Genomic DNA, 14059 nt, shown 5'->3' with positions numbered 1-14059 from the left:
AACCATGGGCGTCCTTACGATTTTCTTAACCACAATCCCTCAATGTGAAGGACCGGCTGGATGGTCGCTCACTGGCCGGGCACAGCGCCCCGGAACCGTTTCATGCGCCACACCCAAGCCTTCACGACGTTCCTCACCGCGGTGGTCAACCTGAACGAGGCCCGCATCACACGGCTCGAGGGCCACGTTGCGGCCATCGAGGATTTCCTGTCGCGCAGCGACTACGGGGCCAGCATCCACAGCTTCAGCCCGCAGGGATCCTGGGCCCATAAGACCATCATCCGACCGGTCACGAGCGAGGACAGGTTCGATGCCGATCTTGTGATGTTCGTGGAGCCCAGGGCGGACTGGACGCCCAAGCAGCACGTCGAGGATCTGTACCGGGTCTTCCGCGCGTCCGGGTTGTACAAGGACAAGGTCAGCCGGAACACGCGCTGCGTGATGCTGGAATACGCCAAGGACTTCGACCTCGATGTCGTGCCGGTCGTCCGGCGCGAGCCGACGGATTGGGAGAAGCTGCTCGGCAAGGAGACCACCTTCGCCGTCTGCAACCGGCTGACCGACGAGGAGGAGGCGACCGATCCCGAGGCATACACGGCCTGGGTCGGCGAGCTTGACGACGCGACCAGCGGTATGCTGCGCCAGTCGACGCGCCTGCTGAAGTATCTTCGCGACATCAAGGGCACGTTCTCCGTGAAGTCGATCCTGCTCACCACGCTGGTCTGCCAGCGGGCCGAGGAGCGTCTGGCGATCGACAGTTGGAACGACCCTTGGGCGGACCTGCCGACGGCGTTCCGCACGATCCTCAGTGACCTGGACGACTGGCTCCAGGCCCGGCCGATCATGCCCGTGGTCGAGAATCCCAAGGTTCCGGGCGAGACGTTCACCCGGCACTGGGACCAGGAGAAGTACGAGAACTTCCGCAACTGCATTCATCGGTACCGGGAGTGGGTGGACGACGCCTACAATGAGGCTGACGAGCAGAAGAGCCTGAAGAAGTGGCGCGACGTCTTCGGCGATGAGTTCGCGCCCGGCGCCGTCACCGAGTCGGCGACCGTGGCGAAATCCGCGGGCTTCGCCGACGACCGCTCGTTGGTGCTCGCCGCGGCCCAGCATGGCATCGACTTCCTGAAGAGGTTCATGTCCAGGGCTACACACGTCGTGCCAGTTCCCTGGCGGGACGCGCCGAGGCGCATCCCGGTAACGGTGACGGCGACTCTGCACCACGAGGAGGGCGGCGCCGAAGCCGGGCGGCTTCTCAACGGCCAAGTCATCGGCCGCGGCTGGCACATCCGGTTCAGCGCGGCCGTCGGCATGGGCGGCGTGCCGAAGGGCTGGAGGGTCCGCTGGCGCGTGACCAACACCGGTGCGGAGGCGGCGGCGAAGAAGCAGCTGCGCGGTGACCTTGCCAAGTGGAACAAGGGCAGCACCACGCACTGGGAGCACACTGCGTACGTCGGCGTCCATTGGGTGGAGGCCTTCGTCGTCGACACCAAGGGCTGGTGCATTGGACGATCCGAGCCGTTCTTCGTAGTCATCGAGGACCGGCAGGCGTCGGCGGCCTGACCTGGGGTGCTGGCGGCCTGGGATGATCGACGAAAGGAATGTCGATCCCGTTCAAGGGCTTAGCCGACGGAATCCGGGAGAATCATTGACTCTAAAGGGGACCTCCGCGGACACCGCCACCGTCAGCCGCGCCGACCACGAGCGCCCTGCGGCTTCAGCAGGGCGAAGCACTCGGCCAAGCTGCTTTCGTCGACGCAAGCCTCGATGGGGCGGCGGTTCCGCAGCTGCGGGTTCGTCGAGCGCATCCACAGGTCGGCCTTGGCCCCCAGCACCCGTTGAGCCTCGCGTCGCAGGCGCTCGCGGTGCTGCTCGGCGCGGGCTTGGCGCTCACCCTCGGCTATGAGGCGCGCCTGCTCAAGGCGTAGCGCGTGGTTGGCGCGGGTGAACTGTTCGGCCGTCATCATCTCCAGGCTGGCGGCGGCCGCGTCGTCCAGCAGACGCAAGGGCGTGTTCAACCACCGCCGCGCCTCCTCCAGGCCGAGGAGCACCACGGCACGCTCGGAGAGCTCCTGGAGGCGCTGCGCACCGGCCTGACGGGCGGCCGCCTCCGCCTTCCTGGCCTTCTCCTCGTCGGCCAGCCGCCGCTCCTCGCGGCGAAGCTCCCGTTCCTGTTCAAACGGCAGCCCGAGCAGGTTCTCTTCGACGGAGGCACCGGGATCACGCATCCGACGCAACCGCGTCAGGTGACGCCACATCTCCGTGTGCCCCCAGTCTCCCAACGCGGCCATCTCCGCGGGGGAGCGGTCCAACCCCGGGTGCCGAGTGCGCATCCACCGATCCGGGTCGACGCAGTGCCCCTCCGGCAGTTCGGCCAGCAGCGCGACCAGCGTCTTCCGCAGGCTGGCCACCCGCCCCCGCTCGGCGGCAAGCTCCTTGAGGCGTTTACGGGCGTGCTCGAGCGTGTGCTGGTAGTCAGCGATCGACCACCGCCACCGGATGTGATGGAGCAGGTTGGACGTCTTCAGCGTCTCCAGATAGGACTCAATGGCTTCATAGGGCGACCGGAACCCGGGGAGTTGCTCCCGCACCGCCTGCGCCAAGTCCTCGCTGAGGAAGCCGGTGAACTCCCGCCGGACCAGACCAGCATCACGCAGCACCTTCAGGACCTCTTTGGTCTGGAACCCCAGCTGGACGCGGATGTTCTCGGTGAGCAGGAAGGCGCTCACCACAACCGACTGCCACGCGGTGTCGCCGACGGCGAAACAGGCGCCGCCATTCACCGGCACACCGACGAAGCGTTCGAGCGCGGCATCGCGGATCCGGGCGGTGTACGGCGCGGTGGCCGGGGTGCTGGCGGGCCTGTCACCGGCCTGCCGGTACGCCGAGGCGAGCCGCTGCACGTCGGCGTTCCGCTTGGCCTCCCGGCGCTGCCGGTCGCGCTCCTGGCGCGCCCTCTCGTCCGCTTCTCGGCGTTCGGCGACGGCCCTCAGTTCGGCGGTAGCCTCGTCCCCGTACCGGTTGAACAGCCACTTGCGCGGGGCCGAGTAGAGGATGGCGTCCTCCACCTCTTCCTTCGGCGCGTCGTGCGCTACCCGCCCCAAGTCGATCTCGATGGCGGCCAGCTGGCGCTCGCGGATGAGCGCGATCTTCTTCGCCCCGCAGAAGTGCGTGACGGCGACCTCGACGAGGAGTTCATGATCGCCCCTGCGCGCGATCAGGTCCGGCCGCATGCCGTCCATTCCCTTCTCGAGCACCACGCTGTCAGGGCGGAACAGCGCCTCCCGGTGGACGAGGCGTTCCTGGTCGGCGTGCTGGGCCTTCACCGCGGGGGTGGCGACTACGCCGTGCTCGGCGATCACCTGCTTCGCCAGCTTGTGCAAGGCGCTTTCGGTGCCGCCGGAGCAGTTGGTCACCGCGTAGTGGGCGAAGTGGTGCGCAAGGCCCTCGCCCTTGTGGGCGACCAGCTTGCTGTCGCACTCCGGGCAGGCGCAGCCACACGCCAGCCCGGATGGCACCTCTGAGATGTGCAGGATGCGTCCGTCCGCCGCCTGCCCGTAGGCCAGCTGGACGTCGCCGGGGCGGCGTCCTGAGGTGCTAGGGGCGGCTCGGACAGGACATGTGAGCATCGGATGGCCTCACCCAACGCCTTCAGGCAGACCGTGAACGGCGTAGTCGCGCGGTGCCGCGGGCGTACCAAACCGGGTGTGCGCCGACCACCAGAAGACGCCGGACGCCCTGACTTTGAAGTGCCCGCGGACGATGTGCGCCCGGACCTCGCGTTCATCGACGCCGCCTCCGGCACGACGGGCGGCGCGCAGACGGCGGGACAGGTCGAGCGACACCGGCCGCAACGGCACCAAGCCGGGCTTCGCCTTCCGCTGGCGCGCCCGGTTCAGCTTGGTGAGGTCCTCGTTCTCGCCGACGTGGACCGCGTTCCGGCTGTTGATGAGGAGCAGGAGCGCAACGAGTTCACGGCACCGGATCAGCCGGGTTGTGGTCCGCTCGGAGCCACGTTCGGGCTGGAAAGCGCCGTACTGGTCCATCGGGATCATGCGCAGCCTATCGTCCAACCCGATGATGGCCGCGAAGTCCTCGTCCGAGAACGATCGGCTCAGCGCCGCGGTATCGTCGTTGTCGGCTCCGGCGCCGGGCTCAGCCTTCTCGAGCACCGCCTTTAGCTTTTCCGGGTTTGCCGCCGTCTCTCGGTGGTAACGGACCATCTCCGCGATATCGGGGTTGGCGAGGAGGTCCGCCGCCCGGACTTCCTGTTCCCAGCCAATGGCCAGCGCGTACGCCTGGATCTTGATGGCGCCGTCCTGGCGCCCGCGGGCAAACGGCACCGCGATGGCGCCCACCTGCTGCTCAAGGACGAGCCAGCCCCGACGCGACGCCGACCGGTCATCTGGCGTGGTCCACTCCACCCAGGTGAGCGGGTGCGGCGCGCGGGCCCGGTGTAGGGCTGCCAGCATGGAAGCGGGCTTGGTCGACATCACCTGATGCGCGGCCGCCAGTACGTCCGCGCCGATCTCGAAGCGGCCGCACCGTGGGTTGGACAGCGCCTCAAGGGCGACATGGAGCCACAGACCTTGGCCGTCGCCGGTGCGCGGAGACATCACGATGCGCTGGCGATGACGCCCCAGATCGCGGTCTTCCGGATGGGCCTTCAGGTAGCCGTCGATGAGCTCTATGACGGTGTTGGCGAGGTGCACGACGTCCTCCGGGAGGCCCGCATGGCGGAGATCAGCAGCTGGCTTCGGTTGTCCAGTTCACCCGGTCCAGCCCGGCCTTCCGGAGGAGGTGTTGGGCACCGTGGTCAGGCGACACCGGCAGGCTCAGTGCGCCGACCACTGCGCGCAGCTGGTCGCGGGACGGCAGGCTGCCTTCCCACTCCTGCTCATTGAGCTCGTCGTAGACCCGCTTCTCCTCACCGTGCAGGTCACCCTGCTTGATGCCCTTCACCATCAGGGCTTCCTGCCGGACCTTCTCCTCATCGGACAACACCGTCAGGCGCTTGATGAACCGGCCGTCGGACCCGAACAGGTCGTGGTGGCAGAGCATGTTCAGCACCACGCCCGCGTCGACCACGCACAGGATGATGTGCGTTTTCCCCACGACGCCGGGCAGGCGATCAACTTCGCGCCTCGTGAATGCCACCCAGTCTGACCACGGGATTTCCGTCCACGCAGTCGCACCTTCCGGCCACACGTACGCCAGTCCGTCCTCCATATCGGTCCCCCGTCTCAGGCCACGCTTTCGGGGAAGCGGTCTTTTTCCCCGACGCGCACGGCGCGCTGGCGCAGGACCGTCATGACGGCTTCGTCCAGCTGGCGCCGAACATCGGCTTCGTTCACCGGCTCGAACCAGGGGATGAGACGGGAGGTGATGTCTTCGACCTCGTGCCGATCACGGGGCAGCCAGTGCGGCGGGCACTCCGGGGTGTCCTCCGGCGGCTCGCCCAGGACCCTGCGCGCGCTCGCGGCCAGCTGTTCGCGCGCCCACCCACATTCCCGGATCTTGGCCATCTCGCCGAGCGCGCGGATCGCCTCGCCGCGGTCGATGAAGCCGTCGGCAACCACCTCGCCGTAGACCGCCATCGGGTTCTCGGTTGGGGACTTCAGCCAGCTTGCGCCCGTTGCGCCGGTCATCGACGACATCTTGGTGCAGACGCTCCACTTCGCGAGGACGTGCTTGTCGTCGAAGACGCTGGGCGGCCGGTAGAAGGCGGTGAAGTTCGCGACCAGCAGGATGCTCTTGGGCAAGGACACCTTATCCCAAGCCAGCACGACGTGCTCCTGCGGGATGAAGCCGTCCTCCGGCAGACCCGATTCGACAGCGTCCATGAACATGCGCCCAAGGTCCGCATGCAGTTCCAAAACGTCCGCATCGGGCCACTGGATGCCGGGTTCAACGCGGTGGAGAACCTCAAACTTACGCATGAGCACCTCGGGCAGGATCGGGGACGTCATCATACCCGTTCCGGCATGCGATCCCCAGTGGTGAATGCGGTGTCCCACACACCTTCATCCGCCGATGTTGGCCGGGACGAACACGAACTCCCGTTTCACCGCGCCGGGGTCGGTGAGCCGGGGGAAGAAGCCGATGACCGCCACCTTCACCGGGCCGAAGCGGGAGTCTGCGTCGTAGGTGGTGTGCAGCGCCGTGTAGCCCCGGCGCTCGACCGCCTGCACGTCGGCCAGCAGCGAGGTGTAGATCTCGCGCTTCTTCACCGGTTCGCCCGGCCCAGCCAGATCGCTGAGGACTAACGAGTAGAAGTCCAGGTTCTCGCGCAGGATGGCGACCGCCTCGGCCGCGTCCGGCGTGCACCGGCCGTCATCGACCAGGTAGGCGTGGCAGCCCAGCAGCGCAGCGGCCTGCGGCTGCGTCTTCAGCGGCGCGCAGGGCACGGCCAATCTGCCCTCGAAGAAGCGCATGGTCTCAAGGAGCGATTCATCGAAGCCGCGGCGCGACCGCGGGCGGTGGAAGTCGCCTTCCTTGAACTCGAGCGCCACCGCCACGCGATCCAGCGACTCGTTGCTCACCGCCTCGCCGCGCTCGATCCGCTCCACTGTCGACAGGGACACGGCCGCGAACTGCGCCAACGTCTCCTGCTTCCAGCCGCGCAGGCGGCGCCACGCCGTGACCAGTGCAGCGATTTCCTGCGGCGACGGGGTGAACAGCGCGCTGGGGTCGTCCATGTGGTCGGCGTCGTCGGTGCGGCCGGTGAAGTTCGGATCGTGGAAGCCCATCATATCCTCTCCATGGTGATCAACTGCCAAGGAGGATGCCGTGGTCGGCCGAACCAAAGGAGGCCGGAAAACCCTTCAGTGAACGGAATGCCCCGTCACGGATTGAGCACTTATGGTCGGCGTGGGACCGTTATGGTCCGCCCGGTGAGACGTGTGCACACTGATTGCTCTGCGGGTCCGCGCCTTCCAACGCAGCAGGAGGGCCGTGGTGAGAAGCGTTAGCAGCATGATGAGGCGTCCTGTGATGCGATGAGTGAGCCCGCTCAGTGGCCATGCGCTTGGTGGCAGGTCCCTGTCGTTTCTGGGTTCTCCAGGTCGTGCAGGATCGGGCAGTCCGGCCGATGGTCGCCGTGGCAGGCATCGGCGAGCTCGCGCAGCGTGTCGGCCATCACCTGCATCTCGGCGATCTTCGCCTCGAGCTCGGCAACGTGGTCCAGCGCCACCCGCTTCACCTCGGCGCTGGCGCGGTCCTTGTCCCGCCACAGCCCGACCAGGTGCTGGATGCGTTCAATGCTGAAGCCCAGCGTTCGCGACCGCTTCACGAAACGCAGGATGTTTACCTCCTGCTTCGTGTAGACCCGGTACCCCGAGGCGGTGCGCCCCGCCTCGGGGATGAGCCCGATGCTCTCGTAGTACCGGATGAGCTTGGCGTTCACGCCGGACGCCTTCGCCGCCTGCCCGATGTTCATGCTCACCTCCCTGCCCAAGACGCCCTGTTCTGCCGGGTGCAACGGGCTCCTGCGCCCAGCGCACCCGGCGTTCTCAATGCGCCTTCGTCTTGTGGTTCATCGGATCATGGCCCGTGGCGCCGTGGTTCATCGCGCCGTGGTCCATGGTGCCGTGCCCACCGTGCATGGACATGCCGTGCACCATGGACGGGTCGAGCTTGATGGCGCTGGCATCGCCGGGGTAGCGGGCGACGACGCTCTCCAGAAGCCCGATCTCGTAGGTCTGGTCCTGGACGATGTCGTAGTTCATCTCGCGCAGGAAGCTGTTCTTCCCGTTCGGGTCGGCGTTGTAGGCGCGGGCCATGTCGAGCGCGCCCTGATGGTGCGCAATCATCGCCATGGCCCAGCGGACGTCGTACTCGTCCACAGCGCCGCGCGTCGTCCAAAGGTCGAGGGCCGTCGGCGGCGGTGCCTTTACGTAGGCCAACTGGTGCTCCAGCCCTTCTGTGGCCACCGGGCGCCGAATGAGCTTCGTCGCGCCGAAGTCGACCAGCACCTTGGGCGGCTGCTCGACTTGGCGCTTTACCTCGTCGAGCACGGCGATCTCGTACTCCTGGTTGGCGATGATGGCACCCGCCATGCGGCGCAGGACCGGATTCCGGCCCTTGGCCAGATACTCCTCCGACATGGTCAGCGCGCCCGCGTGGTGTTCGCGCATGCCGATGACGTAGTCGAGGTCGGCCCTCAGGACCGCGGGGTCGGCTGCCCCGCCCGAGACCAGCTCGAGCTCGTAGACGACGGTCTCGTGCCAGTCCCCGCCACCACCGCCATCCGCCATGGCCATCGGGGTTGCCGACAGCGTCAGGACGAGGGCCAAGGCGCTGCCCAGCAGTGCGTGCTTCTTCATGGACATGATGCGTCTCCTCAGGCGGCGGGCGCGGCGTCGTAGCCCGCATCAGCCAGGGTGCGAATGATCAGGTCGGCGCCGACGTCGCCCTTGACGGCGAGGCGGCGGTTGGGCGGGTCGGCCTGGATGCCCTTGATGCCGGGGACAGCGACCAGGGCCTTGCGGATGGCGTTGGCGCAACCGCCGCACGTCATGCCGGGAACGGTGAACTGCAACATGGGTATCCTCCTCGACGGGGTCCTTCCGGACTGGTCCGGTTCGTCTCTGGAGGAGAGCGTCCACCTTCCAGTCATTGGAAGGTCAACGGTCTTGTGGAAGCCTCCCCAAGGCGTTGCACGCATGCCTCATCCGCTTTGACTGCATGCGCAGCCCTCGTACATGAAGCCCAGGAGCCTGATGCCGGGGAGGTAGTCCGCCTTCAGGTCCGTGATGCGGAACCCGGCCGCGTGAATGAGGTCGTCGATCTTCCGATCCAAATGGCAGCCTCCCGCGCAATTCCTCCACAGCGGCGTCAGGCGATGTTGCCAGCGGCGGACGCCGGGGTCAGGCGCGAGGCCGTGTTCGGCGAAGCGCAACTGCCCACCCGGCCTGAGCACCCGGCGAGCCTCCCGCAGTGCCGCGACCGGATCGGGTATGCTGCACAGCGACCAAGTCACCACCACTGTGTCAAAGCTGCTGTCGGGAAAAGGCAGCTGCTCCGCAGTCTGCTCAATCAGGGTCACAGGGCGGGGTGACACGGCCGCCGCTCGCCGCACGAGGGCCAGCAACTCCGGAGACGTGTCCACGCCAACGATCTCCTCGGCCGCTCCGCCGTAGAACGGGAGGTTGCGCCCGGACCCGATCCCGATTTCGAGAACACGCCCCCGCGCACCGCCGACGACGCGGGAGCGGAAATCCCTGAGCATCGCCTGCCCCATCGCCCAGTCGGTGAGCCGCGGCAGTATGTGATGCTGATACAGGCTCATGCCCTCGTGTCCCTGGAGGTTTCCCGCCCGCAGGCCCTTCACGCTTCAAGGCGGCTCAATACGACAGCAGCGCAAACCCCCGGAGTTGGCAATCCGCCACGGCAGTCATGGCAGACAGGGCAACGCCGACACAGGGGTGTGTCGCCTCCGGCTCCAGGCCACGCTCGGCGAGGGCCTGTCCGCAAACGAAGAGTCGGACGCCCTGCTCGTCAAGTCGCTCGAGCAAGAGGGCATTCGGGTTGCCACCGGAATGCAAGCGACGGTGGGCGTCGTCGGCCAGCATCGCCCGCGTTGCGGCCCCGGCCCCCACCACCACGACATCCAGCTGCTTTGCACTGCCGACATCGGCCGCGTACAGGTTCAGGAACCGGGCCACCCGCTCCAGACCGGGGTTCACCCGGTCCTCCTCCGGAGGGGCCTGCGTCACGCTGAACACGACCTTGTAGTCGAGCGCCGGGTCGAATCGCAGTGCCGCGTGCGGAAAGAACCAGGCGCCGCCGAACCCGTCGATCACGGGCTTCTGCACGCGCTGCATCGGCTTGTCCATGCTCATTCCTGAACCTTCCATGCGTTATTGCCCGGAGGCAGCCTTGACGAGGCGCACGTCGCCCAGAGCTGGGGACGCCACCTTTTCCATGGCCCTCAGGGCCGTCTCGACGATCTCCGTCACCTTGCGGTCGAGCTTGTGTACATCCTGGCCCCCTTGAAAGGTCGTGTAGCCGTGCGTGCCCTTGAGCATGCCGGTGTGCGTGACGACCGAGTAGAGGCGTGCATCATCAAAAGGCTTTCCGTCGACCTCGAGCGTGTCCACGCGCTGGCCACGGGGGCGGTTCAGGTCGACTGACCACCGCAGCCCCGCGGTCTGCACCAGCCCGCCGACGCGCTCCTGCGGGCGCTCCGGCTTCTGGTTGGCCGCGCTCCGCTCGAGCACCTCGCGCAGTTGCGCGCCCGTCAGCTTCAGGGTGACGACCCGAGAGGGATGGGGCAGCAGGGCGTAGAGATCCTCGCGCGTGACCGGGCCGGGACCGATGGACACGCCGTAGCCCACGCCGGGAAGCAGTGCGACCTCGGCGCCCGTCTCCGTGCGCAGGATGTCGCCAACCAAACGGTCGAAGGGGCTCTCCGAGCGATAGCGCCGACCGATGCGGTCCCGCGCCGTCGCGATGACCTCGGTTAGCCGCTCACGGAATGGGGCGCGGAGGTCCTCGATGATCTGGGTGACCTGCGGGTCGGCCGGGACGTCCGCCGACCAGAGCGTGTGGTTGGTTGCGCGCACCCCCGCGAGCTTCCCGTCGGCGACCCGGATCTCCACCTCGCCCAGCACCGTGCCGTCGGAGGCGGCCTGGACGATCCGGGTTTCGCCCACCTTGTCCGGATTCTGTAGGTCATCATGCGAGTGCGCGGCGACGATAACGTCGATCCCGGGGACCTGCGGTGCAAGCTCACGGTCGACCTTCGTGCCCTGATGCGAGACGACGACCACCACGTCCGCCCTCGCCCGGATCTCCGGTACGTGACGGCGGGCTGCCTCGATGCCGTCGGTGAAGGACAGGCTGGCCACGTTGTCGGGATCGGTCGTGAGCGGGGTGTTGTGGTAGCCGAGCGCGAGCAGCCCCACCCGGATGCCGCCCGTATCCACCACCATGGTCGGGTCACCCAGGAATGGCTGGCCCGTCGTGCGGTCCAGGACGTTGGCCCCGCGCATCTGGAACCGGACCATCTCCTGCAACTCGCGGGTCCGCTCGGCGCCGTAGTCGAAGTCGTGGTTGCCGAAGGCCATGAACCGCACCCCGACGGCGTCCATCATCCGTACCATGGCCTCACCGCGGGTCAGGTTTCCGAGCAGGTCGTCGCTGAAGGCATCGCCGCCGTGTACCAGGATGACGTGATCCGCCCCACGCTCTTGGCGGATGCGCTGCACGACCGTTGCCAGATGCGCGATGCCGCCGACGGTTCCGGCGCGCTCGAATTCCTGTGGCTCCCGACCCGGGTCGCCAGTCTGCGCGGTTGCATTGCCGGGGGCGACCCGGACCGGCATGTGCCGCCCATGAAAGTCGTTGACGTGAAGCAGCGTGACGGTGCCGTTCCTGGGCCCGGCGGCGGAACCGCCTTCCATGGGCGCGGCGAACAGCGGCAGCGCCATGGCCGCTGCGATCAGATGGCGCATAAACTTGCCTCTCATGTCTTGACCGTGGCAGGAGCCTTGGGCGTGCGCTTCAGCCCCGCTTCGGGCTCTCCACGGGCAGGTTGGCCGCCTTCCACGCCGTCCAGGAGCCAGGGACGTTGATCACCTCGCGGAAACCTCTCCTCTTGAGCAGGCTGGCCGCGATGGAGGCCCGGTAACCGGTGCCGCAATAAGTCGCGACTGCCTTGTCGCGGTCGAGTTGGTTCAGGTGCTCCGCGAGGTGTGGCACATAGATGTGTCGAGCACCCGGCACGTGACCCTCCGCCCATTCCTCGTCGGTGCGCACATCGAGGACGATCAGGTCACCGTCCTGCCGATGCCGGTTCAGGTCCTGCACGGTCCACTGGCCGACATGCGCCAACTCGAACCCGGCGTTCTGCCAGCTGGTCATGCCGTCGAGCAGGTGGCCGCCGATGTTGTCGTAGCCGAGCCGGTACAGGTGCTCGACGACGAGGGCGAGGTCGCGCTCGCTCTCGACGATCAGCAGGAGCTCGCGGTCTGGGTCGACCATCCAGCCGACCCAGGTGGGAAATTCGGGCCGCAGTGCGATGTTCAGGGTGCCCGGCACGTGCCCGCCGCCGAAGGCCAGGATGGAGCGCGTGTCCAGCACCAGGGTGTCGGGCTTCGAGGCGCGCTCCCGGAATTCCTCCGGCGGCAGCGGCACCACCACGGGCAGTCCCCCGCGCAACGGAGGACCCGCCGCGTTGACCTTCTTCAGGCGGGCGTAATGGCGCGGCGGCTCCGGCATGCCGCCGAGCATCCAGCGCACGAATTCGTCTTCCGAACGCGGGCGCAGGGCCTCGCTGTAGGTCCGCTCGTTGCCGATGGTGCTTTGGTTGCGGTCACCAATTGCGCGGCCGCAGGACGACCCGGCACCGTGGCCGGGATAGACCTCGACCCGGTCGCCCAACGGCACCAGGAGCTCGAACAGGGAGCGGTACAGCTGCTTGGCCAGCCTCTGCTCCGAACCATCGCCCAGCAGGTCGGGACGGCCGACGTCGAGGTTGAACAGCGTGTCGCCGGTAAAAATGGCGAACGGCTCCTCACCCTGCTTGGCGTCGAAGGCCAGCAGCGAAATGTGTTCGGGGGTGTGTCCCGGTGTGTGCAGAGCACGCAAGCGCACGGTGCCAAGGCCGATCTCGGCGCCGTCTGAGAGTTGGTGCAGGTTGAAGCGGTAATCCTCCGACCGTCCGCCATGGATCGCGGCGCCGGTGCGGGCTGCCAGTTCGCATGCCCCTGACACGAAGTCGGCGTGAATGTGTGTTTCGACAATGTGAACGATCCGCACGCCACGGCGTCGAGCGGTCTCGAGGTACACGTCCACGTCGCGGCGCGGGTCGATGACCGCCGCCACACCCGCCGCATCGTCGCCGATGAGATACGACAACTGGGCGATACCCTCGGCCTCGATCCGACCTAGAACAAGTCCCATGTCGCTGCCTCCAGCTGTTCAGGAATGCGGATTCAGACCCGTAGACTTACCTCGTCCACAACCTGCCGGAGCATGACCCGGACCTGTCCGGCGATGCTGGCGAGCTTGGGGTTGTCGATGGCTTGCATGGAGGAGACCGGGTCCACCGCCGAGACCTCGACCTTCCCGTCCTCGCGCTGCTGGACGATGACGTTGCAGGGCAGCATGGTGCCGATCTTGTCCTCAGCCTGGAGCGCTTGGTAGGCCATCTGGGGGTTGCAGGCGCCAAGAATGCGGTAGGGCCGGTAATCCACGTCCAGCTTCTTCTTCAGCGTGGCTTGGACGTCGATTTCGGTCAGCACACCGAAGCCGTGCTTCTTCAGGACCTCGATGACGGTCGAGACGGCCTCGTCGAACCGCATGTCGACGGTCTTCGAAAAGTGATAGCTCATTGCGCTCCTCCGTGCGAGGTCGGCTGAGGATTCATGGGCTCATGCAAACGCCTGCCAATTCGCTGGCGACATTCCATTAGATTGTAGTAAAGTCTAATGCGCATGGGATGGCAGGGGAACAGGCGACGGCGATCGGAGTTCCGAACCACCCCTCACGAGTCTGTGAGCGGAATGCGGGTTGCGCCAAGCCCCCGCCGAACGTAGCTTCGATGCGGGATGACGAGAGGATGCGCGTGCCACACACGGCGAACATGATCCGGTCACTGGGGACGGCACTGCTCGTGCTGGCCACGCTGGTCGCGTTCGCCGGTCCCGGATGGGCCCGGGCGTTTGCCCCCGTGGACACACTCCGGTCGTTCCCGGCTGCTCTCGTCGACACCGTCTCCGCGGAGGAACGGGAGGCGGTTGTTCCGACGTTCCTGACCGCCGCTGACGGCACCGACCGGCCCTGCAACAGACGCGACGCACCGACCGGGACGGCACGGTGCCCGACCGCCGTTCCATGCCTCACGGTGTGTGGCGGGCTTCCGAACGCCGCGTTCGCCGTTCCGCCACCTTCCGTGGGTGCCGACAGCTATGCGCGCGTCGTCAGCGACCCGTCACGGGGCATCACCACGCTCCCCGACCTGCCACCCCCGCGCCTGTCCGCCTGAGCCACCACGAATCCGCCGTTTCGCCGGGCGTTGCCCGCCGCCGACGCCGTTCGTGGCCAATCCCCA

At 67.2% G+C, this 14059-nt stretch carries 15 protein-coding genes; 2 read left to right on the top strand and 13 right to left on the bottom strand.

All coding sequences use genetic code 11. The annotated features are described in order from the left end of the window. The first annotated feature begins 102 nt into the window (after positions 1-102). Entirely contained in the window at positions 103-1566 is a 1464-nt protein-coding gene (locus DS843_RS16590; protein WP_149469987.1) for a nucleotidyltransferase, read from the top strand. A 122-nt stretch (positions 1567-1688) separates the two neighbouring features. Here the strand turns inward: DS843_RS16590 and DS843_RS16585 are convergent, their stop codons facing one another. The 13 genes from DS843_RS16585 to DS843_RS16525 form a co-directional block, all read right to left on the bottom strand. Next, entirely contained in the window at positions 1689-3521 is a 1833-nt protein-coding gene (locus DS843_RS16585) for a competence protein CoiA family protein (RefSeq protein WP_149469986.1), read from the bottom strand. Positions 3522-3641: 120 nt separating this feature from the next. Then, the gene (locus DS843_RS16580) at positions 3642-4715 is read right to left on the bottom strand and encodes a hypothetical protein (RefSeq protein WP_149469985.1); all 1074 of its coding nucleotides are present in this window, start codon (positions 4713-4715) and stop codon (positions 3642-3644) included. A gap of 31 nt (positions 4716-4746) precedes the next feature. Further along, positions 4747-5232, bottom strand: a complete 486-nt coding sequence (locus DS843_RS16575) for a hypothetical protein (protein ID WP_149469984.1) — start codon at positions 5230-5232, stop codon at positions 4747-4749. Positions 5233-5246: 14 nt separating this feature from the next. Continuing rightward, a complete protein-coding gene (locus tag DS843_RS16570) occupies positions 5247-5975 on the bottom strand; it encodes a hypothetical protein (RefSeq protein ID WP_149469983.1) in 729 nt (242 codons plus the stop codon). Between the two features lie 51 nt (positions 5976-6026). Further along, entirely contained in the window at positions 6027-6755 is a 729-nt protein-coding gene (locus DS843_RS16565) for a helix-turn-helix domain-containing protein (protein ID WP_149469982.1), read from the bottom strand. A gap of 260 nt (positions 6756-7015) precedes the next feature. Further along, positions 7016-7441 carry a Cu(I)-responsive transcriptional regulator gene (gene cueR, locus DS843_RS16560; protein ID WP_149469981.1) on the bottom strand — a complete coding sequence of 142 codons (426 nt, stop codon included), beginning with the start codon at positions 7439-7441 and terminating at the stop codon, positions 7016-7018. Positions 7442-7514: 73 nt separating this feature from the next. After that, complete coding sequence (locus DS843_RS16555; RefSeq protein WP_149469980.1) at positions 7515-8333, bottom strand: DUF305 domain-containing protein; 819 nt, start codon at positions 8331-8333, stop codon at positions 7515-7517. A gap of 11 nt (positions 8334-8344) precedes the next feature. Continuing rightward, positions 8345-8545, bottom strand: a complete 201-nt coding sequence (locus DS843_RS31235) for a heavy-metal-associated domain-containing protein (protein ID WP_167525344.1) — start codon at positions 8543-8545, stop codon at positions 8345-8347. 126 nt (positions 8546-8671) lie between these two features. Next, positions 8672-9292 carry a class I SAM-dependent methyltransferase gene (locus DS843_RS16545; protein WP_149469978.1) on the bottom strand — a complete coding sequence of 207 codons (621 nt, stop codon included), beginning with the start codon at positions 9290-9292 and terminating at the stop codon, positions 8672-8674. Between the two features lie 55 nt (positions 9293-9347). Next, positions 9348-9845, bottom strand: a complete 498-nt coding sequence (locus DS843_RS16540; RefSeq protein ID WP_167525343.1) for a DsrE family protein — start codon at positions 9843-9845, stop codon at positions 9348-9350. 18 nt (positions 9846-9863) lie between these two features. Continuing rightward, positions 9864-11459: a bifunctional metallophosphatase/5'-nucleotidase gene (locus tag DS843_RS16535; protein ID WP_167525342.1), complete on the bottom strand. Its 1596-nt coding sequence runs from the start codon at positions 11457-11459 to the stop codon at positions 9864-9866. Between the two features lie 49 nt (positions 11460-11508). After that, entirely contained in the window at positions 11509-12909 is a 1401-nt protein-coding gene (locus DS843_RS16530) for an MBL fold metallo-hydrolase (protein ID WP_149469975.1), read from the bottom strand. 32 nt (positions 12910-12941) lie between these two features. Next, positions 12942-13340 (bottom strand): DUF302 domain-containing protein, encoded by a 399-nt coding sequence (locus DS843_RS16525; protein ID WP_149469974.1) that lies wholly within the window; start codon positions 13338-13340, stop codon positions 12942-12944. Between the two features lie 209 nt (positions 13341-13549). Between DS843_RS16525 and DS843_RS16520 the strand changes: the two genes are divergently transcribed. After that, positions 13550-13993, top strand: coding sequence for a hypothetical protein (locus DS843_RS16520; RefSeq protein WP_149469973.1), 444 nt, complete (start codon positions 13550-13552; stop codon positions 13991-13993). The last annotated feature ends 66 nt before the right edge of the window (positions 13994-14059 follow it).

The organism is Roseomonas genomospecies 6, from assembly GCF_008365375.1.
Classification (GTDB): domain Bacteria; phylum Pseudomonadota; class Alphaproteobacteria; order Azospirillales; family Azospirillaceae; genus Azospirillum.
The sequence above is the reverse complement of the archived record's forward strand: the minus strand, read 5'-3'. Positions and strand labels throughout refer to the sequence as shown.